The organism is Thermus aquaticus, from assembly GCF_001280255.1.
Taxonomy (GTDB): domain Bacteria; phylum Deinococcota; class Deinococci; order Deinococcales; family Thermaceae; genus Thermus; species Thermus aquaticus.
Map to the genome: position 1 here is coordinate 182,104 of NZ_LHCI01000106.1, position 19,453 is coordinate 201,556.

Genomic DNA, 19,453 nt, shown 5'->3' on the forward strand with positions numbered 1-19,453 from the left:
GTTCCTTTGGGAAGTTGAGCGGTTGGGGGATCCGTTCAAGGGGTTTCTTTTGCAGCTCGGGGGCAAGCTGGGGCTGCCCAGCGAGAGGGATGGTCCGTACCTGCTCCTGAGGGGCCTGGTTCGCCTGCTCAACTATGAAGTCACCCAAGAACTCTTGAAGCAGGCTAAGGGAGGGCGAGGAAGGAGTTTTGGGTAAAGCCCTGCGGTCCTCTCCTTTGAGGTCCACGCCGGGGTAGCTCCGGGGTAAAAGCTTCCGCTCCCAGGCGGCCTTGTGGAGCTCCTCCCGGAAGTCGGGGTGGGCGATCCCTATGAGGGCCATGGCCCTCTCCCTCAAGGAGCGGCCGAAGAGCTCGGCCACGCCCCACTCGGTGACCACGTAGTGGACGTCGGCCCGGGTGGTGACCACCCCGGCCCCCGGCTTCAGGTAGGGGACGATGCGGCTATGCCCTTTGGCCGTGGAGGGGAGGGCGATGATGGGCTTTCCCCCCTCGCTCCTGGCCGCCCCCCGGATGAAGTCCAGCTGGCCGCCGAAGCCGGAGTAGATGCGGGTGCCGATGGAGTCCGCCACCACCTGGCCGGTCAGGTCCACCTCTATGGCGGAGTTGATGGCCACCATCTTGCGGTTCTGGGCGATGACGAAGGGGTCGTTGACGTAGTCCGCAGGGTGGAGCTCAAAGAGGGGGTTGTCGTGGACGAAGCGGTAAAGCCGTTCCGAGCCCAGGACGAAGGTGCCCACGATCTTGCCCGGGTGGAGGGTCTTCCTGCTACCCGTGATGAGCCCCTTTTCCAGGGCCTCCACCACCCCGTCGGAGATCATCTCCGTGTGGATGCCCAGGTCCCTGCGGCCCTCGAGGCTGGCCAAGACGGCGTCGGGGATGGCCCCGATGCCCATCTGCAAGGTGGCCCCGTCCTCTATGAGGCTTGCCACGTTTTCCCCGATGCGCCTTTCCACCTCCCCGAACCCCTCCCGCCTCAGCTCGGGCAGGGGGTAGTCCATCTCCACGATGGCGGTGAGGCGGGAGACGTGGACGAAGGTGTCCCCCAGGGTTCTCGGCATCCTGGGATTCACCATGGCGATGACGATGGGGGCCACCTCCAAGGCCGCCTTGGAGGCGATGACCTCCACGCCCAAGGAGCAGAAGCCGTGCTCGTCGGGCGGGGAGACCTGGATGATAGCGGCGTCCAGGGGCAGGACCCGGCGCTTGAAGAGCCAGGGGACCTGGTGGAGCATGATGGGCACGTAGTCGGCCCGGCCCTGGTTTACCGAATCCCGGTCGGCGGGGCCCACGAAGAGGGAGCGCCGGCGGAAGTGGCCCTCCATCTCCGGCCCGGCAAAGGGGTCGTGGCCCATCTGCAGGAGGTGGATGAGCTCCACCCCTTCCAGCTCGTCCTTGCGGGCCGCCAGGGCCTCGAGGATGGGCGTGGGTGTGGCGGCGTTGCCGGAGACGAAGACCCGCATCCCCGACCGGATCAGGGTGACGGCGTCCTCGGCGGAGGTCAGCTTCTTGCGGTAGCTCATTCTAGGTGGCCTCCTTTCTGGCCCAGAACCAGGTAGGCCCCCTGGCGCAGGGCGGGGACCCGGAGGGGGTCGTCTTCCATCTCCAGGAGGAAGGGCAGGAGGGTGGCGGTGAGGGCGTGGCTGGCGGTGCGGGGCGCCAGGGCGGGGACGTTGGGCAGGCAGAAGTGGGTGACGCCCATCTCCTGGTAGAGGCCCACCCGGCTGGTCTCGGCGATGCCGCCCTGGTCAATGGCGAAGTCCAGGAGGACGCTTCCCGGGCGCATGCGGGAGAGGAGGTCCCGGGTGAGGAGGACGGGGGTCCTTTCCCCGGGCACGGCCACCGCCCCCACCAGCACGTCGGCGAAGGCCACGTAGCGCTCCAGGCGGCTTTGGGTGACGAGGGCGGTCACCGCCCCCGGGGCCTCCTTGGCGGCCTCTTCTAGCGCGGAAAGGGCCTTGTCCAGAACGTAGACCGAGGCCCCGGCCCCCAGGAAGGCCCGGGCGGCGGCCCGGCCCAGAACCCCCGCCCCCAGGATGACCACGTCGGCGGGGGGGATGCCGGGAAGGCCGGAGAGGAGGATCCCGGGGCCAAGAGGGGCCTCTAAAAGCCTCCCGGCGATCTGGGGAGCAAGCCTCCCGGCGATCTCGCTCATGGCCTTGAGGACGGGCCGCCTTTCCCCGTCCCCGATGAGCTCGTAGCCGATGGCGGTGAGGCCCTTCTCGGCCATGGCCTCAATGAGGCCCGACTCCGCCGTGGCCAGGTGCAAAAAGCCCATCAGGGTGGCCTCGGGGCGGAGGAGGGCGATCTCCTCGAGGGTGGGCCGGGAGACCTTGAGGACCACCTCGCCCCGGCCGAAGGCCTCCTCCCGGCTCACCAACCTGGCCCCGGCCGCCTCGTAAAGGGCGTCGGGGAAGCCCGCCCGCTCCCCGGCCCCCCGCTCCACGTAAACCCGGTGTCCTTTGGCGGCGAGCTCCCGCACCCCCTGAGGGGTGAGGGCCACCCGCCCCTCCCGAACCTCTTCCCCGAAGAAGGGAAGGGTCTTGAGCACCATGCGTTCCCTGGGTAGCCCGATGTCCATAGCCATCTCCCACCCTAGCCTAGGGGAGGCCTGGGGAGGCGAATGTCCTTTTTCCTTCTCACGGAGCTTTCCCTTAGGCTTTTCCCGTGGAGGCCTTCGCCGACTGGCTCTTCGTGGTCCTCTGGCTTTTAGGGGTGGTCCTCACCTTCGTGCCCTTCGTCCCCGCCACCCTGGTCATCCTCCTGGCGGCCTTTTTGCACGAGCTCCTCGTGGGCTTCCGGGAGCTTTCCCTGGGAACCTGGCTCCTCCTTGGGGTCCTGGCCCTTTTGGCCATGGTCCTGGACAACCTGGCCGCCCTTTTGGGGGCGAGGCGGTACGGAGCGGGGCGGGCGGGGCTCTGGGGGGCTTTTCTGGGGGGGCTTCTGGGCCTTTTCCTGGGCGTCTTTGGGGTCCTCTTTCTCCCCTTCCTCCTGGCCTGGCTCTTTGAGTACCTCTCGGGGCGGAAGCCCGAGGAGGCCCTGAGGGCGGCCTGGGGGACTTTAGTGGGGCTCATGGGGGGCGTGGTGGCCAAGGTCCTGGTCCACCTGGCCATGGGGCTTTTGGTGGTGCAGGCCATCTTCGGGTAGGCTTAGGCCCATGGGCTTGGTCTTGGTCACCCGGGAGGGATGCGGGCTTTGCGAGAAGGCGGAGAGGGCCCTTTGGACCCTGGGGGTGCCCTACGTGCGGCGGGACGTGGACCGGGAGCCAAAGCTCGCCCCCTACGCCCTTCGGGTTCCCGTCCTCCTTCTGGAGGAGACCGGAGAGGTCCTTCTGGAGGGCCCCTTTACCGAGAAGGCGCTTCTTGACCTTGTGGGAGGTGCGGCGTGAACCCCACCATGATCCAGATCGGCCCCGTGCGCATCCAGTGGTACGGCTTTCTCCTCACCCTGGCCATCTTCATCGGCTTTGAGCTGGCCAAGCGCCGCCTGAAGGCCTGGGGCTTTGACCCGGAGCGGTTTGAGACCGTGGCCTTCTTTGCCGTGGTCTTCGGCGTGGTGGGGGCCAGGCTGGGCTACGTCCTCACCTCCCCCGGTTACTTCCTGGAAAACCCTGTGGAGATCCTCTACATCTGGCACGGGGGCCTCTCCTTCCACGGGGCTATTCTGGGCGGGGCCCTGGTCTTCCTCTACTACCACAGGAAAAAGGGCTACCCCCTCTGGCCCTACCTGGACGCCGCCACCCCGGGGGTGGCCCTGGGCATCATCGCCGGGCGCATCGGCAACCTCATGAACGGCTCGGACACCGTGGGCCGCCTCACCACTTTGCCCATCGGCTTCACCTGGCCGGAGTGGGCCAAGGGCTTCCCCGGGATCTGCCCCGGCATTGACGACATCTCCCAGGTCTACCGGTGCCAGGAGCTTCTCAGGGGCCCGGTCCACCTCACCCAGATCTACGGGGCCCTGGTGGGGCTCATCCTCCTGCCCCTTTCCTTCTACTGGCTTCGGAAAAAGCCCTTCTACGGCTACGCCTTCTGGCAGTTCCTCCTCTGGTACAGCGTCCTCCGCTCCCTTTTGGAGGAGCCCTTCCGCCTCAACCCCCTCTGGCTTCCCGTCTACCGCAACGAGGAGCTGGGTATCGGCCTCTTCACCGCCACCCAGGTCATAAGCCTGCCCCTCGTCCTCTTCTCCCTTTACATGCTGAGGCGGCTTGGGGCCCAGGCTCGCTAAGATAGGGCCATGCACGCCCACGTGATTCTGGCCGCCGGGCAGGGGACCAGGATGAAGTCCCGCCTGCCCAAGGTGCTCCACCCCCTTCTGGGCAAGCCCATGGTGGCCTACGCCGTGGAGGCCGCTTTAGCCCTGGCCCCGGAGAAGCTGGTGGTGGTGGTGGGCCACGGGGCCGAGGCGGTGATGGAGGCCCTAGAGGGCTACCCCGTGGCCTTCGCTAAGCAGGAGGAGCAGCTGGGGACCGCCCACGCCCTCTTGCAGGCGGAAAGCCTCCTTGGGGGCTTTCCCGGCCCCTTCCTGGTCACCCAGGGGGACACCCCCCTCCTCCGCCCCGAGACCCTAAAGGCCCTCCTCGAGGGGGTGGAGGAAGGGGCCGGCATGGCCCTCCTCACCGTGGAGCTTCCCGACCCCACCGGCTACGGCCGCATCCTCAGGCGGGGGGAGGAGGTCTTGGGCAACGTGGAGGAAAAGGACGCCTCCCCTGAGGTCAAGGCCCTGAAGGAGGTGAACGCCGGGGCCTACGCCTTTGACGGCTTCCTCTTCCAGGCCCTCAAGGAGGTGCGAAACGAGAACGCCGCCAAGGAGTACTACCTTCCCGACCTCATCGCCATCTACCGGGCCCACGGGAAGCGGGTGGTGGCCGTGCGGGGGGAGGCGGAGGAGGCCTTGGGGGTCAATACCCGGGAGGAGCTCGCCCGGGTGGAGGCGGTCCTCCTGAAGGCCCTCCGCGCCCACTGGATGCGCCAGGGGGTCAGGATGATCCTGCCGGAGACCATCTACCTGGAGCCCACGGTGGAGCTCGCCCCCGACGTGACCCTCTGGCCCGGGGTGGTCCTGAAGGGAAGGACCCGGATCGGGGAGGGGTGCCAGGTGGGGGCCTATAGCCTCCTGGAGGACACCATCCTGGAGCCGGGGGCCCGGGTCCACGCCCACACCGTGGCCCAGGGGGCCCACCTTTTTCCCGGGGCCGAGGCGGGGCCCTTCGCCAGGCTGAGGCCGGGGGCGGTCCTCATGGAGGAGGTCCACGTGGGCAACTTCGTGGAGGTGAAGAATAGCCGCCTCCACAAGGGGGTGAAGGCGGGCCACCTGGCCTACCTGGGGGACGCCGAGGTGGGGGCGGGGACCAACATCGGGGCCGGGGTCATCACCGCCAACTACGACGGCAAGAGGAAGCACCGGACCGAGATCGGCGAGAGGGCCTTCATCGGCTCTAATAGCGTCCTGGTGGCCCCGGTGAAGGTGGGGGATAGGGCCATGGTGGGGGCGGGGAGCGTCATCACCCAGGACGTCCCCGACGGGGCCCTAGCCGTGGCCCGGGGGCGGCAGAGGAACCTCGAGGGCTACGCCCTCAAGAAGCTGGGCGAAGAGTAGGGCCTTTCATCCTCCCTTCAGCCTGCGGGTGCTAAACTGGGAGGCATGAACCTCGGCATGCCAGAGATCCTGGTCATCCTTTTGGTGGCCCTCCTCATCTTCGGGCCCAAGAAGCTCCCCGAGCTGGGGCGCTCCCTGGGCCAGAGCATCCGCGAGTTCAAGCGGGGGGCCCAGGAGATCCGCGAGGAGCTGGAGAGGAGCGTGGAGGTCAAGGAAGAGCCCAAGCCCACCCAGGCCCCTAAGGCCGAGGAGCCTAAGGCTTGAAGGAAGCCCCCCTTGTAGAACACCTGGAGGAGCTCCGCGCCCGCCTCATCTGGGCCCTCCTTTCCTGGGCGGTGGGGACCGGGGTGGCCTGGACCTTCCGGGTCCAGCTTCTGGACTGGCTGAAGCGCCCCTTGGACCTGGCGGCCAAGCAGAACGGGATCCAGGTCAACCTCATCGTCCTGGACATCACCGAGCCCTTTCTGGTCTCCTTGAAGGTGGCCGCCTTCGGCGGCCTGGTCCTGGCCCTGCCCTTCATCGTCTACCAGGTCTGGGCCTTCATCGCCCCGGGGCTTTACGAGCACGAGAAGCGCCTGGCGGGGCCCTTTTTGCTGGGGGCGGGCTTCAGCTTCGCCCTGGGGGCCCTCTTCGCCTACTACGGCTTTCTGCCCTTCGCAATCCCCTTCCTCCTGGGCTTTCTGGGGGACGTGGTCACCCCCCAGATCTCCATCGGCCGCTACATGGGCCAGGTCCTCATGATGATGACCGTCATGGGCCTGGTCTTTGAGATGCCGGTGGTGAGCTACCTTCTGGCCCGGCTGGGCCTCCTTTCCTCGGCCTTTCTGGCCCGCAACTGGCGCATCGCCGTGGTCCTCCTCCTCACCCTGGCGGCGGTCATCACCCCCACGGTGGACGTGGTGAGCCTCTCCATCGTGACCCTTCCCCTCCTGATCCTCTACTGGATCTCGGTCCTGGTGGCCCGGGTGGCGGAGCGGGCCAGGCCTAAGGAGGAGGCCGCTTGACAGCCAGGGGGAGCTTTCCCCATAAAATAGCCCATGGACGAGCGCATCCAGGCCCTTAGAAGGGAGGTGGACCGGGTCAACCGGGAGCTCCTTCGGCTCCTTTCCGAGAGGGGCCGGCTGGTACAGGAGATCGGCCGCATCCAGACCGAGCTGGGCCTGCCCCACTACGACCCTAAGCGGGAGGAGGAGATGCTCGCCTACCTCACCCGGGAAAACCCGGGCCCCTTCCCCGCCGAGACCATCAAGAAGCTCTTCAAGGAGATCTTTAAGGCCAGCCTGGACCTCGAGGAGAAGGAGGACCAGAAGAAGTTCCTCTACTCCCGGAAGACCAAGCCCGAGCCCACCCAGGTGCGGGTGAAGGACGTGGTCTTCGGGGAACGTCCCCTCCTCATCGCCGGGCCCTGCTCCATTGAGAGCGAGGAGCAGATGATGGAAACCGCCCGCTTCCTGGCGGGCAAGGGGGTGAAGGTCCTAAGGGGCGGGGCCTTCAAGCCCAGGACCAGCCCCTACGGCTTCCAGGGCCTGGGGGTGGAGGGGCTTAGGCTTGGCCGGAAGGCGGCAGACGCCTTCGGCATGGTCTTCGTTACCGAGGTCATGGACACCCGGGACGTGGAGGTGGTGGCGGAGTACGCCGACATCCTCCAGATCGGGGCCAGGAACATGCAGAACTTCGCCCTCCTCAAGGAGGTGGGGAAGGCGGGGCGGCCCGTCCTCCTCAAGCGGGGGCTCGCCGCCACCATGGAGGAGTGGTTCTACGCCGCCGAGTACATCCTTTCCCAGGGGAACGGGCAGGTGATCCTGGCGGAAAGGGGCATCCGCACCTTTGAGCGCTGGACCAGGAACACCCTGGACCTCTCCGCCGTGGCCCTGGCCAAGCAGGAGACCCACCTGCCCGTGGTCGTGGACGTGACCCACGCCGCCGGGCGCACGGACCTCCTGGCCCCCCTGGCCCGGGCGGCCTTGGCGGTGGGGGCGGACGGGGTGCACGTGGAGGTTCACCCCAACCCCAAGGTGGCCCTTTCCGACAACCAGCAGCAGATGGACTTCGCCCAGTTTGAGCGCTTTTTGGAGGCCATTCAGGACCTCCTCAAGGCCCCTGCCCCCAGACCCTGACCCCCCATGGGCCTCCTGGACAACCTCCTAAACGCCTTTCTCAAGGCTACGGACCCAAGGCCCCGCTACACCGAAAGCAGGTGCCTCCTCTACAAGAACAGCGTGGGGGGGTGCGACCGGTGCTACCAGGTCTGCCCCAAGGGGGCGGTGCGGCTGGAGGGGTGGCGGGTGGAGCTGGACGAGGTGCTCTGCACGGGGTGCGGCCTCTGCACCGGGGTCTGCCCCGGGGTGGCCCTGGAGTACCCCCTGGGGGCCATCCAGGAGGCCCTGATCCGGGGCAAGGGGCAGATAAGGTGCTCCAAGGCGGAGGGCAAGGGGGAGGAGGTCCTCTGCCTGGGCCGCCTCACCCCGGGCCTTCTGGCCGAGGCGGGAAGCCGCTTCAGGAAGGTGGTCCTGGCCCGGGGGGACTGCGCCACCTGCCGCATCGGGGGGCCTTCCGTGCCGGAGCACCTGGAAAGGATGGCCGAGGAGGCCAGGCGCTACCACCCCGTGGAGGTGGAGGTGGTGGAAGGCCCCCTGCCGGGGGAGCCCGTGGGCCGACGGGAGCTTTTCCAGGCCCTTCTGGGAAGCGCCCGGCGCGCCGCCGCCGACCTGGTCCCCGAGCCTCCCCTCCCCGCCCCCGAGGAGGAGAAGGGCCTGCCCGCTGAGCTTCGCCTGAGGCTTGTGGCCGCCAGGCGGGCCTCCGAGGTCCGCTGGCCCCGGATCCGGGTGGAGGAGGGGTGCACCCTCTGCCCGGTCTGCGCCAACGTCTGCCCCACGGAGGCCGTGCGGCGGGTGAGGGAGGGGGAGGAGTATGTCCTCCTCCTGAAGGTGGAGGCCTGCACGGGGTGTGGGGCTTGTGTGGAGAGCTGCCCGCCCCAGGTGATCCGCCTCGAGGAGGCCCCCAAGGAGGAGCTTCACCAGGAGGTGGAGCTCTTCCGGGGCAAGCCTCCCTGGTACGACCTTTGAACCTAGTATAATCCCCTTAAACCTATGGATGCGGATGTCCTTGTGGTGGGTGGGGGCTTGGCGGGCCTGGTGGTGGCCACCGAGGTGGCGGTAAGGGGCAAGCGCGTCCTCCTCCTGGAGCAGGAGCCTTACTTGGGCGGGCAAGCCTTCTGGTCCTTCGGGGGGCTTTTCTTGGTGAATTCCCCCGAGCAGAGGCGGCTTGGCATCCGGGACTCCCTGGAATTGGCCCGCCAGGATTGGTTCGGCTCGGCAGGCTACGATCGGCCTGAGGACGCTTGGGGGCGGCGCTTTGCTGAGGCTTACCTGGAGTTCGCTGCCTCGGAGAAGCGGGCCTGGCTCCGTGCCTTAGGGGTGAGGTTCTTCCCCGTGGTGGGCTGGGCGGAGCGGGGCGGCGGGCTGGCCACAGGCCACGGCAACTCCGTTCCCCGGTTCCATATTGTCTGGGGCACGGGTCCAGGCCTCCTGGAGCCCTTCCTCCGGCGCCTTGACTCCCTGGAGGAAAAGGGCTTGGTCCGGGTCCTACTCCGCCACCGGGTGGAGGAGGTTTTGGTGGAAGGCGGCAGGGCGGTGGGCGTAGCGGGAGTGGTGCTGGAGCCCGATCCCAGCCCGAGGGGTGCCCCCAAAAGCCGCAAGGCCATAGGAGAGTTCCGCTTCCTGGCTCAGGCGGTGGTCCTGGCCACGGGGGGCATCGGGGCCAACCTGGACCTGGTGCGGCGCTACTGGCCTAAGTACCTGGGTAGGCCACCCGAAAGGCTTCTTTCCGGCGTGCCGGACCACGTGGACGGGAGCGGGATCTTGGCCGCAGGAAAGGCGGGGGCGCACCTTGTCAACCTGGACCGGATGTGGCACTACCCCGAGGGGGTGGAGAACCACACCCCCATCTGGAGCCGCCACGGGATCCGCATTCTCCCTGGGCCCTCTGCCCTTTGGGTGGACGCCACCGGAAGGCGCCTTCCCCCACCCCTCTTCCCGGGGTTTGATGCCCTGGAGACCCTGCGCTACCTCCGGGGTGCGGGATTTGACTGGAGTTGGTTTGTGCTCAACCTGCGGATCCTTAAAAAGGAGTTTGCCCTCTCGGGCTCGGAGCAGAACCCAGACCTCACGGGAAAGAGCCTGGTGCAGGTGCTGCGCAACCGCCTTTTTGGCCCACCAGCGCCAGTCAAGGCCTTCCTGGAGCGGGGGAAGGACTTTGTGGTGGCGGGGAACCTCTCCGAGCTCATGCGCAAGATGGACGCCCTGGCCCCAGGGGTCCTGGACCCCGCGCGCTTGGAAAAGGAGGTGAAGGCCCGGGATTTGGAGTTTTTAAACCCCTTTGCCAAGGACTCCCAGGTCCTGGCCCTCCGGGGCTTCCGCCGCTACCTGGGCGACCGCCTCTTCCGGGTGGCCCCCCCGGCCCCCATCCTGGATCCCAAGGGCGGTCCCTTGGTGGCCGTGCGCCTTTGGACCCTCACCCGCAAGACCCTGGGAGGTATACAGACAGACCTCGAGGGCCGGGCCCTTACCCCCGCGGGAAACCCCCTTCCAGGCCTTTTCGCCGCCGGGGAGGCCGCGGGGTTCGGTGGGGGTGGGGTGCACGGGTACAAGGCCCTCGAGGGCACCTTCCTGGGAGGGTGCCTCTTCTCGGGCCTCCAGGCGGCCAAGGGGGTGCTGAAGGGTCTAGAATAGGCCCATGCGGCTTCACCACGTGGGCATCGCCGTGGAGGACCTGGAAGAGGCCAAGGCCCGCTACCTGCTCCTGGGCTTTAGGGTGGAGGCCGAGGGGGAGGTGGCGGCCCAGGGGGTGCGGGTGGCCATGCTAAAGGGGGAAGGGGAGGCCCTTCTGGAGCTTTTGGCCCCCCTGGGACCGGAAACCCCGGTGGGGCGCTTTTTGGCGAAGCGGGGCCCCGGGCTTCACCACCTGGCCTTCGCCACAGGGCGCATAGAGGAGGACCTGGCCCGGCTCAGGGCGGAAGGGGCCAGGCTCATTGACGAGGTCCCCCGGCCTGGCTTCGGCGGGCACCGGGTGGCCTTCCTCCACCCCACCTTTGGCCTCGGGGTCCTCTGGGAGCTGGTGGAGGCCTAAGTACCCCGCCGTGGCAAAAGCCACGGCGGGGGCCCCTAGATCAGGGATTATGGGCCAACGCTTGGCGGGGAAGCGGCTCTACCTGGTCCTGGCCCTGGGCTGGATGGGGGTCTTGTGGTACTTTTCCTCCCTGCCCGCCACGGGGGCGGGCCTCCCCCACCCTTGGGACAAGGGGGCCCACCTCCTGGCCTACGCCCTTTTGGGCTTCCTCCTTGGGCGGGGGCTTGGGGGCTTGTATCCCGCCTTTTTCCTCGCCGCCCTCTACGGCCTGGTGGACGAGTGGCACCAGAACTTCGTCCCCGGGCGGGAGGCCTTTGGCCTGGACCTTATGGCCGACTTCCTCGGGGCCTACCTGGGGGCTAGAGGGGCGGGTAGATGGGAAGCTCTAAGAGGCGCCCGCCCTTAGCCTCTGCCGCCTGGACCACCATCTCCGCCACCAGTTCCGGGGCGATCCAGCGGCTGGGGTCGGCCTCGGGCATGGCCCGGCGGTTGGCCTCGGTGTCCAGGGTGCCCATGGGGTAGACCACCAGAAAGCGCACCCCCGCCACCTCCCCCTGCAGGGACTTGAGGAGGCTCGCCAAGGCAGTCTTGGCCATGGTGTAGAGGGCCCGGCCCGGCCCCGTCCCCGTCCAGGCGGGTCCGGCGGCGAAGGCGGCGAAGAAGCCCTCTTGACGGGCCTCCATGTAGGGGAGGACGGCCTTTAGGAGGTTGTAGGTGGTGCGCAGGTTCAGGTCTAGCATCCAGTCGTAAAGCCCCGGCTCCGAGTCCAGAAAGCGCCCGGCGGCGAACCCCCCCACGGTGTGGACCACGCCGTAGAGGGGGGCTTCCCCTTCCACGAAGCGGGCCAGGGCCAAGGCCTCCTCCAGTCTGGTCAGGTCGGCCACGAAGGTCTTAGCCCCCACCGCCTCCGCCCTTTCCGCCATGCGCTCTAAGCGGGGGTCGGAGAGGAAGAGCCTGGCCCCCGCCCGGTGGAAGGCGGGAATGAGGGCCCTGGCAAGGGCGCCCCCGGCCCCGGTGATGAGAAAGGCCTTTCCTTCCAGCATGGCCTCATTCTACGGGGATGAAGGCCAGGAACTGGGGCGGGAAGCCCAATGAGGGGAGGGCCACCCTCTGGGGCGGGGAGGGGACCAGGTCGTAGACGTAGAGGAGGCTTCCTGAGGCCAGGTAGAGGTAGCTATCCTGCCCCACCAGGCCGGCGGCGAAGTTCAGGAAGACCTCCTGAGGCCCTGAGTCCCTGGGCTCCAGGACCTGGAAGCCCCGGCCCAAGGCCGCAAGCCCCGCCACCGGGTCCAGGGCCAGCCGGGCCTGCCCTGGGAAATCCCCCAGGACCTTACGGCTTTGCAGGGTGTCCCCTAGGAGGGTGTAGAGGCGGGTTTCCGTGGCCGTGGCCCCCAGGCTCAGAAGCCTTCCCCGGCTTCCGTCCGCCCTGAAGTCAAAGGGTCCCTGGGCCAGGGGCAGATCCAGGGGCTTTTCCAGCCTGGGGCTTCCCCCGGGGTTTTGGGCCGGGCGGAAGCCCATGGCGCTTGGGGTCATGTAGGCCAAGAGGTCCAGGGTGCCCTGGGGGAGGAGGGCGAGGCGGAGGGGCCCCTCGAGGCCCGTGAGGTCGGCCTCGAGGGGGTCCTCCAGGCCGGGGGGAAAGAGGAAAGCCTTTCCCGCCTCCGGGCAGTGGACCAGGAGCCGGTTCTGCCCCAGGCGCAGGTAGCCCCCGGCGCAGCCCGTGAGGGGCGCCGTGGCCTGGAGGTTCTGGGGGACGGAGGCCTCGCTGAAGCCTGAGGTGGCGTAGGCCTCGAGGCGGTCCAGGAAGAGGAGGTAAAGCCGCCCCTGGCTCCCCCAGTAGGCCAGGTCCTGGAGGCCATCCTTGCTCCAGGTGGCCACGGGGGCGGCCAGGCCCGCCTGGAGGTCCCGGGCCCGGTAAAAGCGCACCTCGCTCCCGCTCCCCGCCGCCACCAGGGCGGGGAGGGGGGGCTCCTGGCTTCCCGTGCAGGCGGAAAGGAGAAGGAGAAGGAGGAGCCACTTCCTCACGGCCCACCTCCCAGCTTCACGCCCTCCTCGGAGAGGAGGAGGCCTGCCGCCTGCCCCCCGTAGAGGAAGGCCAGGCCGAAGCTTCCCTTGGCGGCGTCCACCGTGACCCGCATGGCCCAGCAGCACCGGTCCAGGACCAGGATAAACCGGGGCTTCAAGGCCTCCCCGGGCAGGTTCTGGGTGAGGAGGGCGGCGAGGTGGAGCCGGGTGTTCTCCCGGCCCAGGAAGGTGAGGGTGGGGCCGAAGGCCCGTAGGGCGAGGTTGTAGCCTTCGGGCCGGTCGGGGCGGCGGGTGTAGGTGAGGCTTCCCGAGAAGGCGAGGCCCGGGATGGCGTTCCCCCCTTCCTCGTCGGGAGGGGTGGGCCGCCAGAGCTCGGCGCCCCCGGTGAAGGTGGCGTCCCTTAGGTAGACCCCGGGGTCCCCCACCTCGGGCAGGTGGAGGTTGGCCGTGAGGCGGAAGCCCACCTCGGGGAGGGCCTGGCTCAAGGCGAGGCGCAGGTTGCTGGCCCGGAAGCCTTCCTGGTAGCGGCCCGAGAGAGCGAGGTCAAAGAGGGGCCCCGGGGCTACCCCAAAGCGCAGGCCCGTCTGGTAACCCAGGGCCTGGGCGTCCAGGCTGAGCTGGAGGCTTAAGCTGGTGGGGCCCCAGATGGCCTGCCCTGAGAGGCTTGTGGTGTTCCTGGCCCAGTCCCGGCGGCCCTGGAGGGTGTAGGCCTCTTGGCCCTCCCGGAAGGCGAAGGCGAGGGCGGTCTCCAGGGGGCCCTCCCCGTTCAGGCCGTGGCGGTGGCTGAGGTTCAGGCTGCCCCCGGGAAGGGCGTAGCCCCCCTGGAGGAGGAGGGGGTCAAAGAGGCCTTGGGCATGGTCGTAGCGGAGGCTGGCCCTTAAGGAGAAGGGGTAGGGGGTGAGGGCCGCCTCGGCCCGGGTCTCCAGGGGACCTTCCCCCTCGAGGCCCCGCTTGTGGTAGGCCCTGAGGGCGTAGCCCGTCTCCTGAAGGCGGGCCTCCAGTTCCAGGGGCAGGTAGACCCCCTTCTCCAGGTCCCGCCCCCCCTTGAGGTTTAGAAAGAGGGGCCTCTCCGTGTACCCCAGGGCCAGGGTGGCCTGGTGGCTCCGCCTTCCCGGGAGGGCATCAAAGCGGAAGGGGCTTTCCCCCTCCTGGACGCTTCTCCCGTAGGCCAGCTCCACGCTGAACCCCCCCAGGGCCTGGCGGAAGCTGGCGCTAGTGGTCCAGTCCACCTGCCTCTCGTGCTCCCCGTCCGGGTTCTGCGTGGTGTAATAAAAGCCCCGGAAGCGGTTCTCCGCCCGGAAGGTGGCCCCGGGCCAGGGGGTGAGGGTGAGGGCCTCGGCGTGGCTCAGGAGGGCCCGCCAGGCCTCCCCGTAAGGCCCTAGGGCCCGGGCGGAGCGGTTTAGGGGGTTGGTCTCCGCCAGGTAGCGGCCCAGGACCAGGCTCCCCTGGAAGGTGAAGGGGCCTTCCCGGAGGACGGGGCTTTGCGCCTCCAGCTCGGGGAGGCGCTGGAGGGTCCTGGGCGGGGGGGTGGCGGGGTCGTGGTCCAGGAAGCCCTCGAGCCTCAGGGCGTAGCGCCAGTCCTGGGGCCCGGGGGTGCCGGGGAGGAGGCCTTCCAGGCGGAAGCGGGAAAGCTTCTCCCGGGTGTCGTCCCGCTCCAGAAGGGCCGAGACCGAAAACTCCGCCCGCTTCAGGGCGTACTCCCCCCGGTACTGGAAGGTGTCCGGGGGGGTGTGGAGAAAGAAGTAGCGCTCCCTGGCCTCCCCAAGGCCCACGTGGTCCAAGCCGAAGCCGTAGCCCCGGCCCCCGTAGTAGTGAAGGAGGGTGTAGCCCAGGCCCAGCTCGGACACGTAGGGGAGGGCGGCCTTCACGTAGACCCCCTTGTCGTCCTGGCCCACCTCCAGCCTGGGTTGCCTCTCCGAGAGGAAGAGGAGGAGGACGGGAAGCTCCAAAAGGGGCTTTTCCTGGACCAGGAGGACCACCCCCCGGGCCACCACCCGGTCCCCGGGGTAGAGGACGATCTCCCGGGCCCGGAAGGCGTAATCGGGCACCGCCTGGCCGCAGGAGGCGCAGGGGGTGGCGTAGCCCCTCTGGAGGAGGATGGCCCCTGCCGCTCTTTGGCAGAGGGGGCCGGTGAGGAGGAGGTCCTTGGCCTCTATGCGCACCTCCAAGGCGTCAAAGCTCTCGTCGGAGAGGTCCACCTGAAGCTCCTCGGCCTCTATGAGGCGGCCCTCCTTGTCCTTGTAGCGCACCTTCCCCGAGAGGAGTAAAAGCCGCTTTCCCCGAAAGTAGACCACCCTTTCCGCCTCCAGGGCCTCCCCGTCCCGTTCCAGACGCACGGGGCTTCCCACCAGCACGTAGACCTCCTCCCCGCCCTCCTCCCGGAGCTCCAGCCTCTCGGCCTCCAACACCTTTAAGGTCCCCGCCATGGCCGGGAGAAGGAGGAAGAGGAGAAGGAGGCTCCACCTCACCTGCGCCCTCCCAGGAAGAGGAGAAGCCCGAGAAGCCCATAGAGGAGGTTGGGCCCCCAGGCGGCGAGAAGGGGGTCCAGGGCGTTCTGCTCCCCCATGATGCGGCCCACGCTCCAGGTGGCGTAGTAGAAGAAGGTGAGGATGGCCACGCCTACCCACCCCAGGCTGCGGCTTCCCCCCAGGAGGTAAAAGGCCAGGCCCACGGCGAAGAGGGCGAAGACCACCGCCGAGGCGGGTTCGGCGTAGCGGCGGTGGTAGGTGGTGGCCTCGAGGCCCGCCTTCACCCCCAGGGCCCGCAGCCGCTCCACCTCCTTCTTCAGTTCCCCCAGGGTCATCCGGTTGGCCGGGTTCTGCCAGGGCTCAAAGGTGAGGTCCTTGAGGAGGATCTCCCCCTTCTGGAAGCGGGTTAAGGTCCTGGGCCTGTCCCCCTCGTAGGTGACCCTCTGGCCCTCCTCTACCAGCAAGACCCCTTCCCGGAACCGGCCCCTTTCCGCCAGAAGCACCTCCTCCTGGGAGAGGACCCTGAGCTTCCCGATCCTGTCCCCGGCCACCTCCCCCACGTAGACCACCCGCCCCCTGGCGTCCTGGAAGGTGGTCCCGGGGGTGAGGAGGGCCCTGGGCCTCTCCAAAACCTGCCGCCTTAGGAGGTCCTGCCCCGCCGCCAGGGCCTTGGGTACCAGGCTTTCCCCCAGGAGGAAGACCGCGAGGGCGATGAGGAGGGCGAGGAGCAAAAAGGGCAAGAGAACCCGCTCCCGGGCCACGCCCAAGGCCAGGAGGGCCTTCAGCTCCGAGTCCTCGGCCATGCGGGAGAGGAGGAGCAAGAGGGCGAAGAGGTACGCCACCGGGGCCCCCCGCACCAGGGCCTCGGGGGCGCGGTAGAGGAGGTAGAGGAGGAGGGTGTAGGGGTCGGCCCCCTTAGCCACCAGGGGGGCCAGGACCTCGTAGACCGCCCCCGCCAGGAAGAGGAGGACGATGGCCGCAAGCCCTCCCAGGAAGAGAGAGAGGGCCTCGCGCAGGAGGTAGCGGTCCAGGGTCTTCACCGTAGCCTCCAGGTGAGGTAAAGGGCGAGAAGCCCATAGAGCCCGTTGGGCAGATGGGCCAGGAGGGGGCTCACATCGTAGCGGGCCAGCTGGGCCGAGAGGGTCCAGAGGACGTAGTAGCCGAAGATGAGGAGGACCACGCCCAAGAAGGCCCAGGCCGCCTCCCTGAGGGAAAGGCCCAGCGCGGCGGCGGCGAAGCCCAGGAAGAACCCCCCCAGGGCGTCCGCCAGGCGGCGGTGGAGGGCGAAGCGGGCCGCGGGCTCCACCCGGGCCCTCTGCCAGAGCTCCTCCAGGGTGCTGGAGTCATAGGGGTCCTTGGAGCCCAGGCTTTCCTTGGGGCGGAAGAGGGCGGGGAAGGGGAGGATGCCCTGGAAGGGCTTGAGCTTGCCCTCCTCCAAGACGTACCCCAGGAACTGCCAGCCCTCCCGGTCCCAGACCCCTTCCTTGGCGCTATAGATGCGCCCTTTCTCGTCCACCACCCTGAGGCCATAGAGGCGGTTCTGCCCCACCCCGGGCACCACCTCCTCGGCGTAGTAGACCCCCTGGCCCTCCAGGGCGTAGACCTGCCGCCTCAGGACCCCGCTTAGCCCCCCTTCCCCGTAGAGGAGGCGGGCCAGGGCCCGGTCGTAGGCCTCGAGGGCCCTGGGCCTCACCTCGGCCAGGTTGTAGAGGTTCACCAGGGCCACGAGGAGGGAGAGGAGGAGAAGGGGCTTCAAGAGGGCCAAAGGGGGAATCCCGGCGGCGTAGGCCGCCTTCAGTTCCGAGTGGCGGATGAGGCGGGAAAGCCCCACCAGGATGGCGAAGACCAGGCCCAGGGGCAGGGCCAGGCTCAGGGTCCAGGGGAGGCGGTAGAGCACCAGGAGCAGGATGGCCTCCGCCCCCGCCCCCCGGCTTAGGAAGACTCCGGAGAGGCTGGAGAGAAGGTCAAAGGTCAGGAGGGCCATGAAGAGGAAGACCCCCACCCCGTAGGGGAGGAGGACCTCCTTGAGGACGTAGCGACCCAGCACGGGGGCAGTATACGGGAGGGGGATGAGAAAAGGCTTTTAGGGGTGGGCGATGACGTGGATCACCGGCAGGCCGAAGCGCTCGGCCTGGGTGTGCACGTCCAGCCTCAGCCAGCGGGAGATCCCCGGGGGCAGGGTGGCCAGGACGATGGCCTGGTAGGCCCCGGGGTGGGCGAGGAGCTCCTCCTCTATGGCGAGAAGGGGGGAGATGTCCCCCGCCTTGGCCTGGGCGATGGGGATGCCCTGGGCCTCGAGGGCCGCCTTGGCCGCCTGGGCCTCCTCCTCCGCCTTCTTCCGCACCTCGTTCTCCTCGTAGACCCACCCGGGCGGGGGCACGGCGGGCACCAGGAGGACGAAGCGGGCCGTGGGGTCCCGTTCCTGGATTTCCCTAAGCTTGGCCGCCAGCTCGGGGCTTTTGGCCGTGCGGTGGGCCACCACCAGGTACTGGGCCATGGGCGCCTCCTTGGCCCTCAGAATGCCAGGGCGGCGCCACCTTGGCGGGCTCTAGGGCACATTTGCCTTTTTGGGTTTATTACGATGTGTTTTCACCGACCCCCCTCGCACCCCCTCCGGGGCGGGATTTTCTGCATACCACTTTACATACCGGCAACCCGTGGTATACTAAGGGAGTCAGAGGAAGAAAAGCCGCCTGCGGGCGGCCGGTTTTGTTTTAAGGGCCCGCGCTTTGGCTTCGCGACACGGGGTGCCCAAGTCGGGGCCTTGGAAGGGCTTTTCTGGGGCCCCCGCCGCGGTGGGGTACTTAAGGCACCAGGGCCACCTTGGTGGCTTTGCGCTCGTGGAAGAGGCGGTACCCCTCGGCCGCCTCCGCCAGGGGCAGGCGGTGGCTGAAGACGAAGCGCCCCTTCAGCCGGCCTACCCGTTGCAGGGCCAGCACCTCGGCGATGTAGCGGGGGATGTTGGCCAGGGCGCTCCTTAAGGTGATGCCCCGGCTGAAGGCGGGAAGCCAAGGGTAGTCCAGTTTTTCCGCCGTGGGCACCCCTAGGCTGGAGACCACCCCGCCCGGGGCGGCCAGCTTCAGGGCGGTCTTCAGGGCCTCCCCCTCCCCGCCCACGGCCTCCACCACCAGGTCCGCCCCCAAGCCCTCGGTGGCTTGGCGGACCCGGCCGATGGGGTCCTCGGCCTGGGGGTTGATGGGGAGGCTTCCCAGCTCCCGGGCCTTTTCCAGACGTGAGGCTTCCGGGTCTATGGCGAAGACCGGGCCCGCTCCCAAGGCGTGGGCCACCATCTGGGCGAGAAGGCCCACGGGGCCTGAACCCACCACGGCCACGCTCATCCCCGGGGCCAGGAAGGGCCTAACCCCCCCGTAGGCGGTGGTGAGGATGTCCCCCGCCAGAATGGCCTCCTCGGCGGGGAGGTCCCCGATGGGGAAGAGGCTATAGCGGGCGAAGGGCACCCGCACCTGCTCGGCCTGGGCCCCTTGCAGGTTGCCCAGGGCCAGGCCGAAGCCGTAGACCCCGCCCCGCAAGCAGGCGAAGAACTGGCCCTTGCGGCAGGCGGGGCAGTCCCCGCAGGCCACCTGGAAGCTCCCCACCACCCGCTCCCCCAAGGCGAAGGGGACCAGGGGCCCCTTCTCCACGATGCGCCCCACGAACTCGTGGCCCAGGATGGTGCCGGGGAGGACCCCGGCGATCTTGCCGTGGTAGATGTGGAGGTCGGAGCCGCAGATGGCGGCGAGCTCCACCTCGAGGATGGCGTCCGTGTCCGCCTCCAGCCGGGGTTCCGGGACTTCCTCCACGGCCACCTGGAAGGGGCCGCGGTAGACCACCGCCTTCATGCCACCTCCCGGGCCACCTTGACCAGCTCCTGGGCCGCCTGGGCGTAGGGGGCCAGGGCGGCGATGGTGCCCTTCTTCAGCTCCAAAAGGCCCCGCATCAGGGCGGTGAGGGGCTCCAGGCGGCCCTCCAGGACCTCCTGCCAGGTGGCGAGGTCCGCCTCAATGACGAAGTCGGCCTCGGCTCCCCCCTCCACCACCTTCACCCCCCGGCAGGCCCCGTGCCAGAGGTCCAGGACCACGGCCACCCCCCGGGGGAACCCCGCCTTGGGGTCGGGGCGCAAGGCCAGGGCCAAGGAGCCCTCCCAGGTGCTGGCCGCCTTCCTGTAGGCCTCGCTCTCGTTTAGCTTCTGGCAGTAGGCCTGGGCCCACGCTTCCCCGAAAAGTTCCACGGCTTCCTCCTTTG

The 19,453-nt window shown here is 68.6% G+C and carries 20 protein-coding genes and 1 pseudogene; 11 read left to right on the plus strand and 10 right to left on the minus strand.

Annotation, left to right across the window (positions count from 1 at the left end):
- Positions 1-202: 202 nt before the first annotated feature.
- Both BVI061214_RS01940 and BVI061214_RS01945 read right to left on the minus strand, forming a co-directional pair.
- Positions 203-1,519 (minus strand): annotated as a pseudogene (locus tag BVI061214_RS01940) (acetyl-CoA hydrolase/transferase family protein); the annotation flags it as partial.
- Positions 1,516-2,577, minus strand: a complete 1,062-nt coding sequence (locus BVI061214_RS01945; protein WP_053767072.1) for an alanine dehydrogenase — start codon at positions 2,575-2,577, stop codon at positions 1,516-1,518. The gene BVI061214_RS01945 and the pseudogene BVI061214_RS01940, both read right to left, overlap by 4 nt.
- Before the next feature lie 86 nt (positions 2,578-2,663).
- Here BVI061214_RS01945 and BVI061214_RS01950 point away from each other — a divergent pair, with 86 nt between their 5' ends.
- From BVI061214_RS01950 to BVI061214_RS02000, 11 genes are read left to right on the plus strand one after another with little or no spacing between them, the layout of a single operon-like run.
- Entirely contained in the window at positions 2,664-3,143 is a 480-nt protein-coding gene (locus tag BVI061214_RS01950; protein ID WP_053767073.1) for a DUF456 domain-containing protein, read from the plus strand.
- Positions 3,144-3,153: 10 nt separating this feature from the next.
- The gene (locus BVI061214_RS01955) at positions 3,154-3,384 is read left to right on the plus strand and encodes a glutaredoxin family protein (protein ID WP_053767074.1); all 231 of its coding nucleotides are present in this window, start codon (positions 3,154-3,156) and stop codon (positions 3,382-3,384) included.
- 8 nt (positions 3,385-3,392) lie between these two features.
- Positions 3,393-4,223 carry a prolipoprotein diacylglyceryl transferase gene (gene lgt, locus BVI061214_RS01960; RefSeq protein ID WP_156303277.1) on the plus strand — a complete coding sequence of 277 codons (831 nt, stop codon included), beginning with the start codon at positions 3,393-3,395 and terminating at the stop codon, positions 4,221-4,223.
- Positions 4,224-4,232: 9 nt separating this feature from the next.
- Positions 4,233-5,594 (plus strand): bifunctional UDP-N-acetylglucosamine diphosphorylase/glucosamine-1-phosphate N-acetyltransferase GlmU, encoded by a 1,362-nt coding sequence (gene glmU, locus BVI061214_RS01965; RefSeq protein WP_053767076.1) that lies wholly within the window; start codon positions 4,233-4,235, stop codon positions 5,592-5,594.
- A 45-nt stretch (positions 5,595-5,639) separates the two neighbouring features.
- Positions 5,640-5,858 (plus strand): Sec-independent protein translocase subunit TatA/TatB, encoded by a 219-nt coding sequence (locus tag BVI061214_RS01970; protein WP_053767077.1) that lies wholly within the window; start codon positions 5,640-5,642, stop codon positions 5,856-5,858.
- The gene (tatC, locus tag BVI061214_RS01975; protein WP_053767078.1) at positions 5,855-6,598 is read left to right on the plus strand and encodes a twin-arginine translocase subunit TatC; all 744 of its coding nucleotides are present in this window, start codon (positions 5,855-5,857) and stop codon (positions 6,596-6,598) included. Before BVI061214_RS01970 ends, tatC begins: the two co-directional genes overlap by 4 nt.
- Positions 6,599-6,631: 33 nt before the next feature.
- A complete protein-coding gene (locus BVI061214_RS01980; protein ID WP_053767079.1) occupies positions 6,632-7,711 on the plus strand; it encodes a bifunctional 3-deoxy-7-phosphoheptulonate synthase/chorismate mutase in 1,080 nt (359 codons plus the stop codon).
- A 6-nt stretch (positions 7,712-7,717) separates the two neighbouring features.
- The gene (locus BVI061214_RS01985) at positions 7,718-8,659 is read left to right on the plus strand and encodes a 4Fe-4S dicluster domain-containing protein (RefSeq protein ID WP_053767080.1); all 942 of its coding nucleotides are present in this window, start codon (positions 7,718-7,720) and stop codon (positions 8,657-8,659) included.
- A 24-nt stretch (positions 8,660-8,683) separates the two neighbouring features.
- Positions 8,684-10,324, plus strand: a complete 1,641-nt coding sequence (locus BVI061214_RS01990; RefSeq protein ID WP_003047570.1) for an FAD-binding dehydrogenase — start codon at positions 8,684-8,686, stop codon at positions 10,322-10,324.
- 4 nt (positions 10,325-10,328) lie between these two features.
- The gene (mce, locus tag BVI061214_RS01995) at positions 10,329-10,721 is read left to right on the plus strand and encodes a methylmalonyl-CoA epimerase (protein ID WP_053767081.1); all 393 of its coding nucleotides are present in this window, start codon (positions 10,329-10,331) and stop codon (positions 10,719-10,721) included.
- Positions 10,722-10,770: 49 nt separating this feature from the next.
- Entirely contained in the window at positions 10,771-11,127 is a 357-nt protein-coding gene (locus tag BVI061214_RS02000; RefSeq protein ID WP_053767082.1) for a VanZ family protein, read from the plus strand.
- Here the strand turns inward: BVI061214_RS02000 and BVI061214_RS02005 are convergent.
- The 8 genes from BVI061214_RS02005 to BVI061214_RS02040 form a co-directional block, all read right to left on the minus strand.
- A complete protein-coding gene (locus BVI061214_RS02005; RefSeq protein ID WP_053767083.1) occupies positions 11,081-11,764 on the minus strand; it encodes an SDR family NAD(P)-dependent oxidoreductase in 684 nt (227 codons plus the stop codon). The two genes, BVI061214_RS02000 and BVI061214_RS02005, sit on opposite strands and share 47 nt — an antisense overlap.
- 4 nt (positions 11,765-11,768) lie before the next feature.
- Positions 11,769-12,743, minus strand: coding sequence for a hypothetical protein (locus BVI061214_RS02010; RefSeq protein WP_053767084.1), 975 nt, complete (start codon positions 12,741-12,743; stop codon positions 11,769-11,771).
- The gene (locus tag BVI061214_RS02015) at positions 12,740-15,211 is read right to left on the minus strand and encodes an AsmA family protein (RefSeq protein ID WP_053767085.1); all 2,472 of its coding nucleotides are present in this window, start codon (positions 15,209-15,211) and stop codon (positions 12,740-12,742) included. The genes BVI061214_RS02010 and BVI061214_RS02015 overlap by 4 nt, the downstream gene beginning before the upstream one ends.
- Complete coding sequence (locus tag BVI061214_RS02020; protein ID WP_053767086.1) at positions 15,208-16,251, minus strand: LptF/LptG family permease; 1,044 nt, start codon at positions 16,249-16,251, stop codon at positions 15,208-15,210. Before BVI061214_RS02020 ends, BVI061214_RS02015 begins: the two co-directional genes overlap by 4 nt.
- Complete coding sequence (locus BVI061214_RS02025) at positions 16,248-17,258, minus strand: LptF/LptG family permease (RefSeq protein ID WP_053767087.1); 1,011 nt, start codon at positions 17,256-17,258, stop codon at positions 16,248-16,250. Before BVI061214_RS02025 ends, BVI061214_RS02020 begins: the two co-directional genes overlap by 4 nt.
- A 36-nt stretch (positions 17,259-17,294) precedes the next feature.
- A complete protein-coding gene (locus BVI061214_RS02030) occupies positions 17,295-17,708 on the minus strand; it encodes a hypothetical protein (protein ID WP_053767088.1) in 414 nt (137 codons plus the stop codon).
- A 307-nt stretch (positions 17,709-18,015) separates the two neighbouring features.
- Positions 18,016-19,050 (minus strand): alcohol dehydrogenase family protein, encoded by a 1,035-nt coding sequence (locus tag BVI061214_RS02035; RefSeq protein WP_053767089.1) that lies wholly within the window; start codon positions 19,048-19,050, stop codon positions 18,016-18,018.
- Positions 19,047-19,439: an SCP2 sterol-binding domain-containing protein gene (locus BVI061214_RS02040; RefSeq protein WP_053767090.1), complete on the minus strand. Its 393-nt coding sequence runs from the start codon at positions 19,437-19,439 to the stop codon at positions 19,047-19,049. The genes BVI061214_RS02035 and BVI061214_RS02040 overlap by 4 nt, the downstream gene beginning before the upstream one ends.
- Positions 19,440-19,453 lie beyond the last annotated feature (14 nt).

What these genes read in the sequence shown, in the direction of transcription:
- mce (WP_053767081.1), top strand. Translation starts at nt 10,329, where the DNA reads ATGCGGCTTCACCACGTGGGCATCGCCGTGGAGGACCTGGAAGAGGCC.
- BVI061214_RS01990 (WP_003047570.1), top strand. Translation starts at nt 8,684, where the DNA reads ATGGATGCGGATGTCCTTGTGGTGGGTGGGGGCTTGGCGGGCCTGGTG.
- BVI061214_RS01985 (WP_053767080.1), top strand. Translation starts at nt 7,718, where the DNA reads ATGGGCCTCCTGGACAACCTCCTAAACGCCTTTCTCAAGGCTACGGAC.
- BVI061214_RS02035 (WP_053767089.1), bottom strand. Translation starts at nt 19,050, where the DNA reads ATGAAGGCGGTGGTCTACCGCGGCCCCTTCCAGGTGGCCGTGGAGGAA.
- BVI061214_RS01980 (WP_053767079.1), top strand. Translation starts at nt 6,632, where the DNA reads ATGGACGAGCGCATCCAGGCCCTTAGAAGGGAGGTGGACCGGGTCAAC.
- BVI061214_RS01945 (WP_053767072.1), bottom strand. Translation starts at nt 2,577, where the DNA reads ATGGACATCGGGCTACCCAGGGAACGCATGGTGCTCAAGACCCTTCCC.
- glmU (WP_053767076.1), top strand. Translation starts at nt 4,233, where the DNA reads ATGCACGCCCACGTGATTCTGGCCGCCGGGCAGGGGACCAGGATGAAG.
- BVI061214_RS01970 (WP_053767077.1), top strand. Translation starts at nt 5,640, where the DNA reads ATGAACCTCGGCATGCCAGAGATCCTGGTCATCCTTTTGGTGGCCCTC.
- BVI061214_RS01955 (WP_053767074.1), top strand. Translation starts at nt 3,154, where the DNA reads ATGGGCTTGGTCTTGGTCACCCGGGAGGGATGCGGGCTTTGCGAGAAG.
- lgt (WP_156303277.1), top strand. Translation starts at nt 3,393, where the DNA reads ATGATCCAGATCGGCCCCGTGCGCATCCAGTGGTACGGCTTTCTCCTC.
- BVI061214_RS02030 (WP_053767088.1), bottom strand. Translation starts at nt 17,708, where the DNA reads ATGGCCCAGTACCTGGTGGTGGCCCACCGCACGGCCAAAAGCCCCGAG.
- BVI061214_RS02005 (WP_053767083.1), bottom strand. Translation starts at nt 11,764, where the DNA reads ATGCTGGAAGGAAAGGCCTTTCTCATCACCGGGGCCGGGGGCGCCCTT.
- BVI061214_RS02000 (WP_053767082.1), top strand. Translation starts at nt 10,771, where the DNA reads ATGGGCCAACGCTTGGCGGGGAAGCGGCTCTACCTGGTCCTGGCCCTG.